Genomic DNA, 17,493 nt, shown 5'->3' on the forward strand with positions numbered 1-17,493 from the left:
GCGTGGGGCCGGGCGGGACGGGCGGCCGGGCGGCGCGTTCGGTCTCGGCGCGGCCGGCGGCGTCCAGCTTGACCGGGCGGCCGGGCCGTTCGGCGGGCGGGCACGGCTCGATCTCGCTGCCGTCGACCGGGTTGACGGTGAGCAGGAAGTCGCCGGAGACCAGCTGCACCGTGCGCGCGAGCGCGGGCTGGCCGAAGTCCGATGTGAGGGATTCCCTGGGAGGGCGCTGGCGCGGCGGGTGGCCGGTGCCGTCGTGGCCGTACTCCTCGGGTCCCGTGTTGTTCGGGTCCATAGGTCCTAGCCCCCCAAAAGCGTCGTGTGCTGGAAGCCCTCCCCGGCCTCGTCGCACACCCGCTGTCGCTTCTGGTCCGGGCCCGCTCGAGGGTTGCTTGGCAGCGGGCAGCCGAACCCTAAACCTTCGCTCAGTATGTACGACAGTCCGGGGTACCGCGCCGTCCATGACGTCACGGTCTCGTGAGGATTGTGCGCGCGTCGCACGGTTCGCCGAGGCCGGCCCGGGTTCCGCCGGCCACCCGGAGGGCACCGGTGCCGGCTCACACACGCGGGAGCGTGTCCACCCCGATGCCCCCCTCGATCGCCAGGATGCGGTGCAGCCGGGTGGCCACCAGCAGGCGCTGCATCTGCGGCGGGACGCCGCGCAGCACCAGGCGCCGGCCGCAGCGGCCGGCCCGCCGGTGGGCTCCCATGATCACGCCGAGTCCGGTGGCGTCCCAGGAGTCCAGTTCGGACAGGTCCAGGACCAGGTCGCCGACTCCGTCGTCGACGGCCGAGTGCAGGACCGTACGGGCGTCCGCCGCGCTGCGGACGTCGAGGCGGCCCCCGACGACCAGCTCGACGTGGTCGCCCCTGATGTGCATATGCGCTCCCCGTGCGTGCGTCTGGTGCTCCGCGTCTTTTGATTCCGGTGATGCAACCTCTGACTGCGTGGAGGGGGCAGAGGTTGCTACCTGTAAGCGAACCGATACCGAATTCACCCCGGCGGGTGATGGCGCCGGGGTGAGGGGGCGGGATCAGTGCTCGTAGAAGCCCTGCCCGCTCTTGCGGCCGATGTCACCGGCGTCAACCATCCGGCGCATCAGCTCGGGGGCCGCGAACTTCTCGTCCTGGGACTCGGTGTAGATGTTGTCGGTGGCGTGCAGCAGGATGTCGACGCCGGTGAGGTCGGCGGTGGCCAGCGGGCCCATCGCGTGGCCGAAGCCCAGTTTGCAGGCGAGGTCGATGTCCTCGGCGCTGGCCACGCCCGACTCGTGCAGCTTCGCGGCCTCGACGACGAGGGCGCAGATGAGGCGGGTGGTCACGAAGCCGGCCACGTCGCGGTTGACGACGATGCAGGTCTTGCCGACCGACTCGGCGAACTCCCGTGCCTTGGCGAGGGTTTCGTCGCTGGTCTTGTAGCCGCGGACCAGTTCGCACAGCTGCATCATCGGCACCGGCGAGAAGAAGTGGGTGCCGACGACCCGCTCCGGGCGCTCCGTCACGGCCGCGATCTTGGTGATCGGGATGGCGGAGGTGTTGGAGGCGAGGACGGTGTCGTCCCGCACGATCTTGTCGAGCGCGCGGAAGATGTCGTGCTTGACTTCCAGCTTCTCGAAGACGGCCTCGACGACGACGTCGGCGTCGGCGCAGGCGTCCAGGTCGGTGGTCGTGGTGATGCGGGCGAGGGCGGCGTCGGCGTCGTGCGCCTCCATCCTGCCCTTGCTGACGAACTTGTCGTACGACCCCTTGATGCCGTCGGTGCCCCGCGTGAGCGCTTCGTCGGTGACGTCGCGCAGGACGACCTCCCAGCCCGCCTGAGCGGAGACCTGGGCGATGCCGGACCCCATGAGACCGGCCCCGATGACGGCGAGCTTGCCTGCCACTGTGCGACTCCCCTTCGAAACGCTCACACACTGTTCCTGTACGTCACTGGCGGACACTAGCGGTCGCGAGGGGGCGTGGGAGGGGGTTAGTAATGCGTGTCACGTCTCATGGGGTGAGACACCCGTCACGTCCGCCGGCCCCGGTGCCCGGGGGCGTTCCGGGGGAGGTGCGGGGCAGGTCCGGGCGGCCTTCCGACGGGTCGTCAGCACACGGTGTTCACCGAGGGGTTGTTGACGCGCGTAGCACTCTGTCGCACGCTGGTCGCCGGCGGCCGTCCGGCGGCGGCGCCCCCTTCGCCCCAGCGAGACGGTCGGGAGGCCGGAATGCTCAGACGCGCGACACGAACACTTCTCGCAATTGTCATGGTCACGGCGGGTACGGTGCTCGGGGTGGGAGCCACCGCGGGCACCGCGCACGCCGACAGTTGCTACACCTGGAACCGCACGCTGTCCCAGGGCTCCTCCGGCAGCGATGTGACGCAGCTGCAGATCCGCGTGGCCGGCTGGGTCACCTCGGGCGAACGGCTCTCCTACGACGGCCAGTACGGCGCCCGCACCGCGGCGGCGGTGAAGCGGTTCCAGGCCGCCTACGGGCTGTCCGCCGACGGCGTCGCGGGGCCCGCCACCTTCAGCAAGATCTACGCCCTCCAGGACGCCGACTGCACCCCCGCCCACTTCAGCTACGCCGAACTCAACAAGTGCAACTCCACCTGGTCCGGCGGCGCGGTACCGGCGGCCACCGCCAAGGCGAACGCGCTGAAGACCATGTGGAAGCTGGAGGCGATGCGGCGCAAGCTGGGTGACGTGCCGATCACCATCTCCAGCGGCTTCCGCTCCTACGCCTGCAACAGCGCGGTCGGCGGCGCGTCCAACAGCCGTCACCTCTACGGCGACGCGGCCGACCTGGTCGGCACGCCCAGCCTGTGCACCCTGGCCCGCCAGGCCCGGGTCCACGGCTTCTCCGAGATCCTCGGCCCGGGCTACCCCGGCCACAACGACCACACCCACGTCGCCTTCGACCCCTCCGCGTACTGGTCGGCGCCCACCTGCGGCATCTGACCGGAACGGGGCGTGCGCCCCACCGCACGCCCGGGGAAGTCCCGGCCGCGCCGCCCCGGCGCGGCCGGGACGCCCGCCGGCGCTCCGTGACCCCCCGCACACGACCGCCCCGGGGCGCGGCGGCGGAACTAGGCTGGCCTCATGGTCAATCTGACGCGCATCTATACCCGGACCGGCGACCGGGGCACCACCAACCTGGGGGACATGAGCCGGGTCCCCAAGACCGACCTGCGGATCTCCGCCTACGCCGACGCCAACGAGGCGAACGCGGTGATCGGCACGGCGCTCGCGCTGGGCGGTCTCGACGAGGACCTCGTCGCCGTCCTCACCCGCGTGCAGAACGACCTGTTCGACGTGGGCGCCGACCTGTCGACGCCGGTGGTGGAGAACCCCGAGTACCCGCCGCTGCGGGTGGAGCAGTTCTACATCGACCGGCTGGAGGCGGACTGCGACCGCTTCAACGAGCAGCTCGAGAAGCTGCGCTCGTTCATCCTGCCCGGCGGCACCGCGGGCGCCGCGCTGCTGCACCAGGCGTGCACGGTCGTACGGCGGGCCGAGCGCTCGACCTGGGCCGCCCTGGAGGCACATGGCGAGAGCATGAACCCGCTCACCGCCACCTACCTCAACCGCCTCTCGGACCTGCTGTTCATCCTGGCCCGGATCGCCAACAAGGAGACCGGCGACGTGCTGTGGGTGCCGGGCGGGGAGCGCTGAGCCCTACCGGCGCACGGCCCGGTACAGGCCCAGCAGGACCTCGGCGGCGCCGAGGCACATGAGCAGGACGCCCACCTTGGGCAGGGAGACCACCGGCAGCTCCACCCCCTGCGTGTAGCGCCACAGGGCCAGGCCCCCGAGCACCGTGCCGGCGCCGGTGGCGCAGTGCTCGGCCGCCCGCCTCACCGGCCCACCCGCTCGCGCTCCGCGACGCCCGCGCCGGCGTCGTCCGCGGGGGCCTTCTTCGGCCACACCCAGTACGCCAGGGCCACCAGGCCGTGGATGCCGGCCACCCGCCAGGCGGTGAAGCGCCAGGCCTCCAGGGACGTGACGCGGCCGGGGTCGCCGACGTACCAGATGGCCAGCTGGAGCAGCACGGTCGCGACGGCGGCGCCGGCCAGCGTGCCGAGCCACACCCGGGTCTCGTGCCGGGCGCGGGGCCGTCCGTACTTCGGCGGGCCGGGCGGCCTCGGCCCGCCGCCCAGACGGTGGGCGGCGTGGCCGTCGAGCCACTTCACCGTGCGGTGGCCGTGGCCGACGGTGTAGCCGATGTAGAGCGCGGCCAGCCCGTGCGTCCAGTTCGGCTCCGCGCCGTTCTTCAGGTCCAGGGCGGTCACGACCAGCAGCACGACCTCCAGCAGCGGCTCGCACAGCAGCAGCGCCAGGCCGGTGCGCGGCATCTTCAACAGGTAGCGGAAGGCCAGGCCGGCCGCCAGCAGCACCCAGAAGCCGATCTCGCAGGCGGCGATCAAGGCGACGATCACGTCTCGCTCCTCTCGGTCACCCTTCCAGGCTCCCGGCCCCGACGGCCCGGGGCGTCGTCGCCGACGACGAACTCGCGGTACATCGAAAGATGCAGTCCAGGACCCTCCCCCGGGACCGGGCACCGGCGGCGCGCAGCGTGTTGGATGGTGCCATGGCCGTACGACTGTCCCGACCTCCCCGGTTCGACGCGTGGATCGCGCTCGCGGGTCTCGCGGGCGGCCTGCTGCTGTGGGGCTTCGGGCTGGGCGTCCGCCCGCCCGAGGACCCGATGGTGCTCTTCGGGGGGCGCTGGCCGCTGCTCGTGCCGCTGGCCGTGACGGCCTGCTGCGAGCTGCTGCGCCGCACCGCCCCGCGCACCGCCCTGCTGATCGGCACGGCCGCGCTGGCCGCGGACACCATGACCCAGGGCAGCATCGCCACGATCGTGATGTACACCGACCTGATGTACGCGGCGGTGGTGTACGGCACGCCCGCCACCGCCCGGCGCCTGCCCAAGATCACCGGCGTGCTCACGGTCGCGGCCACCCTGGTCCCGTACGCCGGCTGGCGGGTGCCGGAGGCGCTGCTGATCGGGCTGGTGGTCGGCGCCGTGACGTTCGCGCCCGCGTCGACCGGTCTGATCGTGCGCAACCACCGCGACGCCGCCGACGCCGCCCGGCTGCGCGCCGAGCAGACCGCGCTGCTGGCCGAGATGGACCGCACCCAGGCGGTGAACCAGGAACGCGCCCGGATGGCCCGGGAGTTGCACGACGTGGTCGCCAACCACCTGTCGGCGATCGCCATTCACTCCACGGCCGCGCTCTCCCTGGACGAGCCCGGCACCTCCCGCGAGGCGCTGACCGTGATCCGGGAGAACAGCGTCCAGGGGCTGTCCGAGATGCGCCGCCTGATCGGCATCCTGCGGGAGGGCGCCGACGACCGGGAACCCGCGGCCACCCCGACCCTGGACGGCCTCGCCGCGCTGGTGGAGGGCGCCCGCGCCAACGGCCTGGACGCCCGTCTCGACACCGAGCCCTGCTCCGTCCCCGCGCCGGTGGAGCTGGCCGCGTACCGGATCGTCCAGGAGTCGCTGACCAACGCGCTCAAGCATGCCGAGAAGGGCCGCGTGTCCGTGTGGCTGCGCCGCACCGACGGCACCCTGGACGTGCGGGTGACCAGTCCGTACGGCGGCCGTGACGCCCCGCGTGCCCCCGGTTCGGGGGCCGGACTGGTGGGCATGCGGGAGCGGGCCGCCCTGCTCGGCGGCACCTTCGACGCGGGTCCCGAGAAGGACCCGGAGGGCACGGGCGGCAAGGTCTGGGCCGTCCGCGCCTCGCTGCCCGTCACCGACACCGATTCCGCCCCGGGAGATGCCTGATGATCCGTGTCCTCGTCGCCGAGGACCAGTCCGCCGTCCGCGCCGGGCTGGTCCTCATCCTGCGCAGCGCGCCCGACATCGAGGTGGTCGGCGAGGCGGAGGACGGAGAGCGGGCGGTGGAGCTCGCCCGTGAACTGCGCCCGGACCTGGTGCTGATGGACATCCAGATGCCGCGCCTGGACGGAGTGTCGGCGACCCGGCAGGTGGTCGCGGAGGGGCTGGCGGACGTGCTCGTGCTGACCACCTTCGACCTCGACGCGTACGTGTTCGGGGCGCTGCGGGCGGGGGCGGCCGGGTTCCTGCTGAAGAACACCGACGCCAAGGACCTGCTCGCGGCGGTGCGCACGGTGGCGCGGGGCGAGGGCATCGTGGCGCCGGCCGTCACCCGGCGGCTGATCGCCGAGTTCGCCGCCAAGCCCGTCCGGCGCACTCCGGCCGTGGACCCGGCGGCTCTTCAGGCGCTCACCCGGCGCGAGCGGGAGGTGCTGTCGTGCCTGGGCGAGGGGCTGTCCAACGCGGCCGTCGCCGAGCGCCTGGACATGGCGGAGGCGACGGTGAAGACGCACGTCAGCCGTCTGCTGGGCAAGCTGGGGCTGCGCAGCCGGGTGCAAGCGGCGGTGCTCGCGCAGGAGTTGGGGATCTAGCGCGGCGGGAGCGGACAAACCGTCCAGGTGGTCCAGACCTATTGACCCGTGGTCCAGACCTTTCTATTCTCGCGGCACCGTGGGCGTGATGGCTCAGTCACGTCCCCTCCACAACCTCACAAGGAGGCGCAGCATGCGCTTCAGACACAGAGCCGCGGCAGGATTCGCGACCCTGCTGCTCCCCCTGTCGGGCATGGTCGCCCTCGCGCCCCCCGCCCAGGCCGCCACCTCCGCCACCGCCACCTACGCCAAGACCCAGGACTGGGGCTCCGGCTTCGAGGGCAAGTGGACGGTGAAGAACACCGGCACCACGACCATCAACGCCTGGACCATCGAGTGGGACTTCCCCGCCGGCACCAAGGTGACGTCGGCCTGGGACGCCACCGTCACCAACTCCGGTGACCACTGGACCGCCAAGAACCTCGGCTGGAACGGCACCCTCGCCCCCGGGGCGTCCGTCTCCTTCGGCTTCAACGGCAGCGGCACCGGCTCCCCCTCCGGCTGCAAGCTCAACGGCGGCAGCTGCGACGGCGGCAGCGTCCCCGGCGACGAGGCGCCCTCCGCACCCGGCACCCCCACCGCCTCGAACGTCACCGACACCTCGGTGAAGCTGTCCTGGTCGGCCGCGACCGACGACAAGGGCATCAAGAACTACGACGTGCTCCGCGACGGCGCCAAGGTCGCCACCGTGACCGGCACCACCTACACGGACACCGGGCTCAGCAAGGGCACCGACTACTCCTACGCCGTGCAGGCCCGGGACACCGCCGACCAGACCGGCCCGGTCAGCGGCGCCGTGAAGGTCCGCACCACCGGCCAGACCGAGGAACCGCCGCCCACCGGCGACAAGATCAACCTCGGCTACTTCACCGAGTGGGGCGTCTACGGCCGCAACTACCACGTCAAGGACCTGGTGACGTCCGGCTCGGCCGCCAAGATCACCCACATCAACTACGCCTTCGGCAACGTGGTGAACGGCCAGTGCAAGCTGGACGACGCCTACGCCGCCACCGACAAGGCCTACACCGCCGACCAGTCCGTCAGCGGCCAGGCCGACGCCTGGGACCAGCCGCTGCGCGGCAACTTCAACCAGCTGCGCCAGCTGAAGGCCAAGTACCCGCACATCAAGGTGCTGTACTCCTTCGGCGGCTGGACCTACTCCGGCGGCTTCGGCCAGGCCGCGCAGAACCCGGTCGCCTTCGCCAAGTCCTGCAAGGCCGTGGTGGAGGACCCGCGCTGGGCCGATGTCTTCGACGGCATCGACATCGACTGGGAGTACCCCAACGCCTGCGGTCTGACCTGTGACACCAGCGGCCCGGCGGCCTTCAGGACCCTCTCCCAGGCCCTGCGCGCCGAGTTCGGCGACGACTACCTGGTCACCGCCGCCATCACCGCGGACGGCTCCGACGGCGGCAAGATCGACGCCGCCGACTACGGGGGCGCCGCGCAGTACCTCGACTGGTACAACGTGATGACGTACGACTACTTCGGCGCCTGGGACAAGACCGGCCCGACCAACCCCCACTCGCCGCTGACCTCGTTCGACGGCATCCCGAAGGAAGGCTTCAACTCGGCCGCCGCGATCGCCAAGCTGAAGGCGAAGGGCGTCCCGGCCAAGAAGCTGCTGCTCGGCATCGGCTTCTACGGCCGCGGCTGGACCGGCGTCACCCAGTCCGCCCCCGGCGGCACGGCGACCGGCGCGGCGCCCGGCACGTACGAGGCGGGCATCGAGGACTACAAGGTCCTCAAGACCGCCTGCCCCGTGACCGGCACCTTCGCCGGCACCGCGTACGCCCACTGCGGCAACAACTGGTGGTCCTACGACACCCCCGCCACCATCAACGGCAAGATGGCCTGGGCCAAGAACCAGGGCCTGGGCGGCGCGTTCTTCTGGGAGTTCAGCGGTGACACCGCGAACGGCGAACTCGTGAGCGCGATCCACAGCGGACTGAACTAGCACGACCGGCCCTCAGGGCCACGGCACGGCAACACCACCGCCCCCGGACGACCGAGTCCGGGGGCGGTTCCGTTGTCACGGGCGTGCGGACGGCGGACCGTCCGCACGGGAGACACCTGCCTCTGGCGGGAAGCCCCGGGCCCCCTGTCGCCTACGCCCGGGGGCGGGGCCGGGCCCCGCGACCGGGGACCGCGCTACGCGACGTTCACCCTCCCCCAACGGCTCCGCCGCCGGGGGCACCCCCACCCAGCGGGGCCCTGAACGCCGCTACGCGACGTTCACCCTCTGTCCCGGCGGGGCCGCCTCCAGCCAGGCCAGGAAACCGGTCAACGCGTCCTCGCTCATCGCGAGTTCGAGGCGCGTGCCGCGGTGCCGGCAGGCCAGGATGACCGCGTCCGACAACAGCGCGAGCTCCTCCTCGCCCTCCGGGACCCGGCGGCCGGCCACCTCGATCGCCGAGCGTTCCAGGACGCGGCGCGGGCGGGGCGCGTAGGAGAACACCCGGAACCACTCGACCCGGTCGCCGTTGTAGCGGGCCACGCCGTACGCCCAGCCCTTGCCGCCCGGGTCACCGGGCTCCGGCGCCTCCCAGCGCAGGCTGCAGTCGAACGTCCCGCCGGAGCGCTGGATGATGCGGCGGCGCAGCCCGAAGACGAACAGGCCCGCCACCACGAGCACCACCACGATTCCGCACACAGTCAGAGCGAGGACCATCGACACCGACCTCCTCGTCTCCTAGGTAACGGAACGGAAAAATCATCCAGATCTGACTCAGCCGCGACCGGCTCCGGATCGCTCCGGTGCCGGCCGCGGCTGAGTCCCGTCATCGCACAGCTCTGGTCAGCGGGCCGCCGACGCCGTCCGCAGGCGGACGTCCGCGCGGCGCTCGGCCGCGGAGTCCTCCTCCGCCTTCGCGCGGGCCAGCTCCTGCTCCACGCTCCTGACGTCGATCTCGTCCGCCAGCTCGGCGACCTCCGCCAGCAGCGACAGCTTGTTGTCCGCGAACGAGATGAAGCCGCCGTGCACCGCGGCGACGACCGTCTCCCCCTCGTTGGTGCGGATGGTCACGGGGCCCGATTCCAGCACACCGAGCAGCGGCTGGTGACCGGGCATGACGCCGATGTCGCCGGACGTGGTGCGCGCGACGACCAGGGTGGCCTCGCCGGACCAGACCTCTCGGTCGGCCGCGACCAGCGCGACGTGCAGCTCAGCAGCCAAGGTGGCTCCTCGGGTCACCACCCGGCGGTCATGCCGGGTGTCGGTTACAAGTCTAAGGGGCGTGGACGAGGGGGCGGGACGCGCCCGCCCCCTCAGGGTGAGCCCTACGGCTCATCCGGAGCACGGGGCTCAGGAGACGCCCAGCTCCTTCGCGTTCTTCTTCAGGTCCTCGATGCCACCGCACATGAAGAACGCCTGCTCGGGGAAGTGGTCGTACTCACCGTCGCAGATCGCGTTGAACGCGGCGATCGACTCGTCCAGCGGCACGTCCGAGCCGTCCACGCCGGTGAACTGCTTGGCGACGTGGGTGTTCTGGGACAGGAAGCGCTCCACGCGACGGGCGCGGTGGACGACCAGCTTGTCCTCCTCGCCCAGCTCGTCGATACCGAGGATCGCGATGATGTCCTGCAGGTCCTTGTACTTCTGCAGGATGTTCTTCACGCGCATGGCCGCGTCGTAGTGCTCCTGCGCGATGTAGCGCGGGTCCAGGATCCGGGACGTCGAGTCCAGCGGGTCCACGGCCGGGTAGATGCCCTTCTCCGAGATCGGACGGGAGAGCACCGTCGTCGCGTCGAGGTGGGCGAAGGTGGTGGCCGGGGCCGGGTCGGTCAGGTCGTCCGCGGGGACGTAGATCGCCTGCATCGAGGTGATCGAGTGACCACGGGTCGAGGTGATGCGCTCCTGGAGGAGACCCATCTCGTCGGCCAGGTTCGGCTGGTAGCCCACCGCGGAGGGCATGCGGCCGAGCAGGGTCGACACCTCGGAACCCGCCTGGGTGAAGCGGAAGATGTTGTCGATGAAGAACAGCACGTCCTGCTTCTGGACGTCGCGGAAGTACTCGGCCATGGTCAGGCCGGCCAGCGCGACGCGCAGACGCGTCCCCGGCGGCTCGTCCATCTGGCCGAAGACCAGCGCGGTCTTGTCGATGACGCCCGACTCGCTCATCTCGTCGATGAGGTCGTTGCCCTCACGGGTGCGCTCACCGACACCGGCGAACACCGACACACCGTCGTGGTTGTTGGCGACGCGGTAGATCATCTCCTGGATGAGCACCGTCTTGCCGACGCCGGCACCGCCGAACAGACCGATCTTTCCACCCTTGACGTACGGGGTGAGAAGGTCGATGACCTTGACGCCGGTCTCGAACATCTCGGTCTTCGACTCGAGCTCGTCGAAGTTGGGCGCCTTGCGGTGGATCGGCCAGCGCTCGCCCTCGTACTGCTCGTCGACGTTCAGCACCTCACCGAGGGTGTTGAACACCTTGCCCTTGGTGAAGTCGCCGACCGGGACGGAGATGGCGGAGCCGGTGTCCGTCACCGGGGCCTGGCGGACCAGACCGTCGGTGGGCTGCATGGAGATGGTGCGGACCAGACCGTCACCCAGGTGCTGGGCGACCTCCAGGGTCAGCGTCTTCAGCTCGCCCGCGTTCGCCGGGTCGGCGACCTCGACGTGCAGGGCGTTGTAGATGTCCGGCATCGAGTCGACGGGGAACTCCACGTCGACGACCGGGCCGATGACCCGGGCGACGCGGCCCGTAGCCGTCGCGGTCTCAACAGTGGTGGTCATTACTTGTCACTCCCCGCGGTCGCGTCGGCCAGTGCACTGGCGCCACCGACGATCTCGCTGATTTCCTGGGTGATTTCGGCCTGGCGGGCCGCGTTGGCAAGACGGGAGAGCGTGTTGATCAGCTCGCCCGCGTTGTCGGTGGCCGACTTCATCGCGCGCCGCGTGGCGGCGTGCTTGGAGGCGGCCGACTGGAGCAGCGCGTTGTAGATCCGGCTCTCCACGTAGCGCGGCAGCAGGGCGTCGAGGACGTCCTCGGCCGAGGGCTCGAAGTCGTACAGCGGGAGGATCTCGTCCTTGGCGGACGACTCCTCCGCGACCTCTTCGAGACGCAGCGGGAGCAGCCGGGCACCGACCGCGGTCTGCGTCATCATCGACACGAACTCGGTGTAGACGATGTGGAGTTCGTCCACACCGCCGTCCGCCGTGTCCGTCTCGATGGCCTCGATCAGGGGCGCCGCGACCTTCTTGGCGTCCGCGTACGAGGGGTCGTCGGTGAAGCCGCTGAACGACTCCGTGACCTTGCGCTCACGGAAGTTGTAGTGCGCGAGACCACGGCGGCCGACGATGTACGTGTCGACCTGCTTGCCCTCGCGCTCCAGGCGCGCGGTCAGCTGCTCCGCCGCCTTGATGGCGTTGGCGTTGAAGGCGCCGGCCAGGCCGCGGTCGCTCGTGAGGAGCAGGACCGCGGCACGGGTCGGGTTCTCCGCCTCCGTGGTCAGCGGGTGCTTGGTGTCCGAACCGGTACCGACCGCCGTGACCGCGCGGGTGAGTTCCTCCGCGTACGGCGAGGAGGCACGCACCTTGCGCTGCGCCTTGACGACACGCGAGGCGGCGATCATCTCCATCGCCTTGGTGATCTTCTTGGTCGCGGTGACGGATCGGATGCGACGCTTGTAGACCCGGAGCTGAGCTCCCATGAGTCAGGTCCCTTCCTTACGTCACTTGGCGGCAGCGGCCGGGGCGTCCTCGCCGAGCAGCTTGCCGTCGCTCGTCTCGAACTGCTTCTTGAACTCCGCCACGGCGTCCGCGATCGCCTGGATCGTGTCGTCGGACATCTTGGCGCCCTCCCGGATGGAGGTCATGAGGCCCTGCTCCTTGCGGTGCAGGTACTCCAGCAGCTCCTTCTCGAAGCGGCGCACGTCGCCGACCGGCACGTCGTCCATGCGGCCCGTGGTACCGGCCCAGACGGACACGACCTGGTCCTCGGTCGCCATCGGCTCGTACTGGTTCTGCTTGAGCAGCTCGACCAGACGCTGACCGCGCTCCAGCTGCGCCTTGGACGCGGCGTCCAGGTCGGAACCGAAGGCGGCGAACGCCTCCAGCTCACGGAACTGGGCGAGGTCCACGCGCAGACGGCCGGAGACCTGGCGCATCGCCTTGTGCTGTGCGGAACCACCGACTCGGGAGACGGAGATACCGACGTTCAGCGCGGGGCGCTGACCGGCGTTGAACAGGTCCGACTCCAGGAAGCACTGGCCGTCGGTGATGGAGATGACGTTGGTCGGGATGAACGCCGAGACGTCGTTGGCCTTGGTCTCGACGATCGGCAGACCGGTCATCGAGCCGGCACCCATCTCGTCGGAGAGCTTCGCGCAGCGCTCCAGCAGGCGGGAGTGCAGGTAGAAGACGTCACCGGGGTAGGCCTCGCGGCCCGGCGGGCGGCGCAGCAGCAGCGACACGGCGCGGTAGGCGTCCGCCTGCTTCGACAGGTCGTCGAAGATGATCAGGACGTGCTTGCCCTCGTACATCCACTGCTGGCCGATGGCCGAGCCGGTGTACGGCGCGAGGTACTTGAAGCCGGCCGGGTCGGACGCCGGGGCGGCGACGATGGTCGTGTACTCCAGGGCGCCGTTCTCCTCCAGCGCGCGGCGCACCGACGCGATGGTGGAGCCCTTCTGGCCGACGGCGACGTAGATGCAGCGGACCTGCTTCTTCGGGTCGCCGGAACGCCAGTTGTCCCGCTGGTTGATGATCGTGTCCACGGCGAGGGCGGTCTTGCCCGTGCCGCGGTCGCCGATGATCAGCTGACGCTGGCCACGGCCGATCGGGGTCATGGCGTCGACGGCCTTGTAGCCGGTCTCCATCGGCTCGTGCACCGACTTGCGCTGCATGACCGTGGGGGCCTGCAGTTCGAGGGCGCGGCGGCCCTCGGTCTCGATCTCGCCGAGGCCGTCGATCGGGTTGCCGAGCGGGTCGACCACACGGCCGAGGTAGCCCTCGCCCACGGCGACGGACAGGACCTCGCCGGTGCGGGTGACCGGCTGACCCTCCTCGATGCCGCTGAACTCACCGAGGACGATGGCACCGATCTCGCGCTCCTCGAGGTTGAGGGCGAGACCGAGGGTGCCGTCCTCGAACTTCAGCAGCTCGTTGGCCATGGCCGAGGGAAGACCCTCGACCTTGGCGATGCCGTCGCCGGCAAGGGTGACCGTACCGACCTCCTCGCGCGAGGCCGCGTCCGGCTTGTACGACTGGACGAAAGTCTCCAGCGCGTCCCGGATCTCCTCCGGCCGGATCGTGAGCTCCGCCATCTGAGTTCCCTGCTCTCCTTGTTGGGCCCGAAGTTTCACTTGGGGGGTATTCCACGAGTCGGGGACTCCCCCCAATAAGAGGTGAATCCTCTGCACGGCCCAACCCGGGCCGTAGTCATGCTTATGGAGTTGCTGCTAGCTCGCCATGCGGCGGGCGGCGTCCTCGAGCCGGTCCGCGAGCGAGCCGTTGATGATCTCGTCGCCGACGCGCACCCGGATCCCGCCCAGGACCTCGGGGTCCACGTCGAGATTGAGGTGCATCTGCCGCCCGTAGAGCTTCGCCAGGGCGGCACCGAGGCGCCGCTTCTGGGTGTCGCTCAGCGGGACCGCGGAGGTGACGACGGCAACCATGCGGTTGCGACGCTCGGCCGCGAGCTTGGTCAGGGACTCGAGTCCCGACTCCAGGCTACGTCCACGCGGCACGGTGACAAGGCGCGTCACCAGACGCTCGGTCGTGGTCCGGGCCCGGCCGCCGAGCAGGCTGCGCACCAGCTCGCTCTTGGCCGAGGCGCCCGCGGCGCGGTTGGTCAGCGCCGCCCGCAGCTCGGTGTCGGAGGAGACGATCCGGCCGAAGCGGAACAGCTCGTCCTCGACGTCGTCGAGCGTGCCGTCCTGCTGGGCGGCGGTGAAGTCGGCCGTGTTGGCCAGCTCCTCCAGCGCGTCCACCAGGTCACGCGACTGCGACCAGCGGGAGCGCACCGTGCCGGCCACCAGGTCGGCGGCCGGGCCGCTGATCTGACCGCCGAGGACGCGCCCCACCAATTCGGCCTTCGCGTCAGCGGCCTGCGCCGGGTCGGTGAGGACCCGGCGCAAGCTGACCTCGCGGTCGAGCAGCGCGGTGACGGCGGCCAGCTCGTCGGCGAGCTGCGCCGCGTCCACGGACGTGGAGTCCGTCAGCGCGTCGAGCCGCTCACGTGCGGCGGCCAGAGCCTCGCGGCTCGCTCCGTTCATCGTGCTGCCTCGGCCTTCTCCTCGAGCTGGTCGAGGAAGCGGTCGATCACACGGCTCTGCCGGGCGTGGTCCTCGAGGGACTCACCGACCAGCTTGCCCGCCAGTTCGGTGGCGAGCCGGCCGATGTCCTGGCGCAGGGCCGAGGACGCGGCCTTGCGGTCGGCCTCGACCTGGGTGTGACCGGCGGCCACGATCTCCTCACGCTGCCGCTGGCCCTCCGCGCGCATCTCGGCGATGAGCGCGGCGCCCTGCTCCTGCGCCTCCTGGCGCAGGCGCGCGGCCTCGTGCCGGGCCTCGGCGAGCTGGGCCTTGTACTGCTCCAGCACGCTCTGGGCCTCGGTCTGAGCGGCCTCGGCCTTCTCGATCCCGCCCTCGATCGCCTCGCGGCGCTCCTCCAGAACCTTGTTGATGTTCGGGAGGAGCTTCTTGGCGAGGAAGCCGAAGACGATGACGAAGGCGAGCAGGCCGATGACGAGCTCGGGAATCGGCGGGACGAGGGGGTTCTGAGGCTCCTCGGCCGCGATATGAAGCAGTGCGTTCATATCAAAGTGCCTTTCGTCTGGTGACCTGGTCGTGGATCAGGTGATTACCGGCCGTAGACGAACGGCATGACCAGGCCGATGAGGGCGAGCGCCTCACAGAAGGCGAAGCCGAGGATCTGGTTGGCGCGGATCAGGCCGGCCGCCTCGGGCTGACGGGCGATGGCTTCGGTGCCCTTGCCGAAGATGATGCCGACGCCGATGCCGGGGCCGAAGGCGGCGATGCCGTAACCGACGGAAGCGATCGAGCCGGTAACGGCAGCGAGGGTCTGGGACATGCCAGTTCTTCCTTTTCTTCGCGGGCCGGTGGGGGTGCGCCACCGGACGACTGGGGGTGTGGAGTGGGACGCTCAGTGCTGCTCGGCGAGCGCGCCCTGGATGTAGGTCACGGCCAGCAGGACGAACACGTAGGCCTGCAGGGCCTGGATGAAGAGCTCGAAAGCGGTCATCACCAGCACCATCACGAACGAGACGCCGGCGTAGGCGATCCCGATGCCGTTCAGCAGGTACCAGCTGGCGATGGTGAACAGCACGATCAGGATGTGACCCGCGAACATGTTCGCGAAGAGCCGCACGGCGTGCGTGAAGGGGCGCACGAGCAGGTTCGAGAAGGCCTCGATCAGCATGACGACCGGGAGGGCGGCGCCGAGGGACTTGTCGTAACCGGTGAAGTTCTTCAGGGCGCCGACGAAGCCGTGCTTCTTGAAGGTCAGCGAGACCCAGACCCCGTAGACGACCAGGGCGAGTGCCGCCGGGTAGGCGATGATCGAGGTCACCGGGAACTGGGCGAGCGGGATGATCGACCAGAGGTTCATCATCCACACGAAGAAGAACAGGGCGACGATGAACGGGACGTACTTCTCGCCCTGGCGCTTGCCCATGGTCTCGTAGACGACGCCCCGGCGGACGAAGTCGTACCCCGCCTCGGCGACCATCTGCAGCTTGCCGGGAACGACCCTGGGCCGGCGGAAGGCCGCCCAGAAGAAGAGGATCACGACGAGCGAGCCGATCAGCGCCAGCAACATCACCTTGTTGAAGTACAGGTTGCTGTCGCCGTCGCCCCAGAGGGGCTCGAAGACGAACGAGTGCAGCCCGGGAGACGGGAAGCCACAGCCGTCGAAGATGTGGCAGTCGGTCTCGAAGGCGAGCACCTGCGTCGGGTCAGCACTCACCGCGGGCTCCTTCGGCGTGACGCATGGATTGGGCAACCTCGTGGTGTCTGCGCGGCACGAGGCCGCGGATCGGCACGGGACTGGTGTAACGGATGTGGGGGCGGCCGGGGGGCATCACGCCTCGCGTTGCGGCAGGCGTCATCTCGGATGCCCGCGCCCGCGATGCCGCAGTTGGCACCGGACGATAGCAGGGTCCCGCATGCGCCTTTATCGCGGCCCTACGCCTCACGACGGACGCCCCTGCGCTTCCCTCTTCTGCTCACTCACCGTCGAATCCGGTTCCACGTAGAGGAACTTGGCCTTCATGTGAGCTCGGGCCTGCGCGGCGACCCACGTGAGGGTGCAGACGAGCAGGGTGAGAGCGAAGACCTTCGGGTGGAACAGCGTCGTGTCCTTGAAGAGCGCGATGAAGATGAACATCAGCAGGATCTGCGCCAGGTACATCATCAGTCCCATGGCCTGGAACAGATGAGGCAGCGACTTGGCGGTCCACTGCATGACGTAGAGCCCCACCCCCATGAGGAGGAGCACGAGCAGGGTGCCGACGACTCCGCCGATGGCACCCTGGCCACCCTGGACGGCGGCGCCGACCGCGACGGCGACAGCACCGACCGCAGCGGTGGGCACGGCAGCCTGGATCAGGATCCGGACGTCGTTGGACGGCATGGCGGCAGCTCCGCTTTCAGGGGGCAAGGGGTGTCGTCATGGACGAGCGTAGTCCCCCGGACCGGATGGAAATTCCTCGCACCGAGCGGGCCGTCGCACTGCGGCCCGGCGGCTCTGTCCGGGGACTCGTGAACGCTATCACAAACTATTTGATGCAGTCTTTACCCGATGAGCGTGCTCGGCGTCACACACATGGTCCAAGCTCGCGTGTTCCAGCGAGATTGCCGCCGATCTGTCTGTTATTGCGCGGGTTCGCACACCCAAGGAGCACCCAACGGAGCCCCATCGGTCTCCCACGACTTGGCAATGCTCTAGCCGAATTCTTACCTTGTCCGTTACCGGGCCGTGGGTGCCGAGCGGGCGTCGGTGCCCGCCGGGGAGCGGCGCTCGCCCAGGCGTGCGCGGTGGCCCACGGCGGTCGCGCCGTTGACTCCGGCCACACCGGCCGCGACGGGCGCCCGGCCCCCGTCCCCG

Annotated in this window: 19 protein-coding genes and 1 pseudogene; 5 read left to right on the top strand and 15 right to left on the bottom strand. The window is 70.2% G+C overall.

The window, feature by feature from the left end:
- From G3I53_RS14700 to G3I53_RS14710, 3 genes and pseudogenes are all read right to left on the bottom strand, one after another.
- Window positions 1-292: pseudogene (locus G3I53_RS14700) on the bottom strand (ATP-binding protein); the annotation flags it as partial.
- A 262-nt stretch (window positions 293-554) separates the two neighbouring features.
- A complete protein-coding gene (locus tag G3I53_RS14705; RefSeq protein WP_164336093.1) occupies window positions 555-878 on the bottom strand; it encodes an STAS domain-containing protein in 324 nt (107 codons plus the stop codon).
- A gap of 153 nt (window positions 879-1,031) precedes the next feature.
- Window positions 1,032-1,880: a 3-hydroxyacyl-CoA dehydrogenase family protein gene (locus tag G3I53_RS14710; RefSeq protein WP_164336095.1), complete on the bottom strand. Its 849-nt coding sequence runs from the start codon at window positions 1,878-1,880 to the stop codon at window positions 1,032-1,034.
- 324 nt (window positions 1,881-2,204) lie between these two features.
- Between G3I53_RS14710 and G3I53_RS14715 the strand changes: the two genes are divergently transcribed.
- The gene (locus G3I53_RS14715) at window positions 2,205-2,939 is read left to right on the top strand and encodes a D-Ala-D-Ala carboxypeptidase family metallohydrolase (protein ID WP_164336097.1); all 735 of its coding nucleotides are present in this window, start codon (window positions 2,205-2,207) and stop codon (window positions 2,937-2,939) included.
- A 141-nt stretch (window positions 2,940-3,080) separates the two neighbouring features.
- Window positions 3,081-3,653, top strand: coding sequence for a cob(I)yrinic acid a,c-diamide adenosyltransferase (locus G3I53_RS14720; RefSeq protein WP_164336099.1), 573 nt, complete (start codon window positions 3,081-3,083; stop codon window positions 3,651-3,653).
- Window positions 3,654-3,656: 3 nt separating this feature from the next.
- On the opposite strand, the gene G3I53_RS14725 is transcribed toward G3I53_RS14720, so the two are convergent.
- Window positions 3,657-3,839 (bottom strand): DUF5708 family protein, encoded by a 183-nt coding sequence (locus G3I53_RS14725; protein WP_164336101.1) that lies wholly within the window; start codon window positions 3,837-3,839, stop codon window positions 3,657-3,659.
- A complete protein-coding gene (locus G3I53_RS14730) occupies window positions 3,836-4,417 on the bottom strand; it encodes a hypothetical protein (protein WP_164336103.1) in 582 nt (193 codons plus the stop codon). The genes G3I53_RS14725 and G3I53_RS14730 overlap by 4 nt, the downstream gene beginning before the upstream one ends.
- Before the next feature lie 152 nt (window positions 4,418-4,569).
- Between G3I53_RS14730 and G3I53_RS14735 the strand changes: the two genes are divergently transcribed.
- From G3I53_RS14735 to G3I53_RS14745, 3 genes are all read left to right on the top strand, one after another.
- Window positions 4,570-5,775 (top strand): histidine kinase, encoded by a 1,206-nt coding sequence (locus tag G3I53_RS14735; protein ID WP_164336105.1) that lies wholly within the window; start codon window positions 4,570-4,572, stop codon window positions 5,773-5,775.
- Entirely contained in the window at window positions 5,775-6,419 is a 645-nt protein-coding gene (locus G3I53_RS14740) for a response regulator transcription factor (protein ID WP_164336107.1), read from the top strand. Before G3I53_RS14735 ends, G3I53_RS14740 begins: the two co-directional genes overlap by 1 nt.
- A gap of 133 nt (window positions 6,420-6,552) precedes the next feature.
- Window positions 6,553-8,376 (top strand): glycoside hydrolase family 18 chitinase, encoded by a 1,824-nt coding sequence (locus G3I53_RS14745; RefSeq protein WP_164336108.1) that lies wholly within the window; start codon window positions 6,553-6,555, stop codon window positions 8,374-8,376.
- A 267-nt stretch (window positions 8,377-8,643) separates the two neighbouring features.
- On the opposite strand, the gene G3I53_RS14750 is transcribed toward G3I53_RS14745, so the two are convergent.
- From G3I53_RS14750 to G3I53_RS14795, 10 genes are all read right to left on the bottom strand, one after another.
- Entirely contained in the window at window positions 8,644-9,090 is a 447-nt protein-coding gene (locus tag G3I53_RS14750; RefSeq protein ID WP_164336110.1) for a DUF2550 domain-containing protein, read from the bottom strand.
- A 126-nt stretch (window positions 9,091-9,216) separates the two neighbouring features.
- Window positions 9,217-9,594, bottom strand: coding sequence for a F0F1 ATP synthase subunit epsilon (locus tag G3I53_RS14755; RefSeq protein WP_164336112.1), 378 nt, complete (start codon window positions 9,592-9,594; stop codon window positions 9,217-9,219).
- Window positions 9,595-9,723: 129 nt separating this feature from the next.
- Window positions 9,724-11,160 carry a F0F1 ATP synthase subunit beta gene (gene atpD, locus G3I53_RS14760; protein ID WP_164336114.1) on the bottom strand — a complete coding sequence of 479 codons (1,437 nt, stop codon included), beginning with the start codon at window positions 11,158-11,160 and terminating at the stop codon, window positions 9,724-9,726.
- Entirely contained in the window at window positions 11,160-12,077 is a 918-nt protein-coding gene (locus tag G3I53_RS14765) for a F0F1 ATP synthase subunit gamma (RefSeq protein WP_164336116.1), read from the bottom strand. Before G3I53_RS14765 ends, atpD begins: the two co-directional genes overlap by 1 nt.
- 21 nt (window positions 12,078-12,098) lie before the next feature.
- Entirely contained in the window at window positions 12,099-13,691 is a 1,593-nt protein-coding gene (gene atpA / locus G3I53_RS14770) for a F0F1 ATP synthase subunit alpha (protein ID WP_164336118.1), read from the bottom strand.
- A gap of 135 nt (window positions 13,692-13,826) precedes the next feature.
- Window positions 13,827-14,642, bottom strand: a complete 816-nt coding sequence (locus G3I53_RS14775) for a F0F1 ATP synthase subunit delta (protein ID WP_164336120.1) — start codon at window positions 14,640-14,642, stop codon at window positions 13,827-13,829.
- On the bottom strand, window positions 14,639-15,184 hold the full coding sequence (locus G3I53_RS14780; RefSeq protein ID WP_164336122.1) for a F0F1 ATP synthase subunit B: 546 nt from the start codon (window positions 15,182-15,184) through the stop codon (window positions 14,639-14,641). Before G3I53_RS14780 ends, G3I53_RS14775 begins: the two co-directional genes overlap by 4 nt.
- A gap of 44 nt (window positions 15,185-15,228) precedes the next feature.
- On the bottom strand, window positions 15,229-15,459 hold the full coding sequence (gene atpE, locus G3I53_RS14785) for an ATP synthase F0 subunit C (protein WP_164336124.1): 231 nt from the start codon (window positions 15,457-15,459) through the stop codon (window positions 15,229-15,231).
- Window positions 15,460-15,531: 72 nt separating this feature from the next.
- Entirely contained in the window at window positions 15,532-16,353 is an 822-nt protein-coding gene (atpB, locus tag G3I53_RS14790) for a F0F1 ATP synthase subunit A (RefSeq protein WP_164336126.1), read from the bottom strand.
- Window positions 16,354-16,578: 225 nt separating this feature from the next.
- On the bottom strand, window positions 16,579-17,019 hold the full coding sequence (locus G3I53_RS14795; RefSeq protein ID WP_164336128.1) for a hypothetical protein: 441 nt from the start codon (window positions 17,017-17,019) through the stop codon (window positions 16,579-16,581).
- Between the last annotated feature and the right edge of the window lie 474 nt (window positions 17,020-17,493).

This window comes from Streptomyces sp. SID14436 (assembly GCF_010548465.1).
GTDB lineage: Bacteria > Actinomycetota > Actinomycetes > Streptomycetales > Streptomycetaceae > Streptomyces.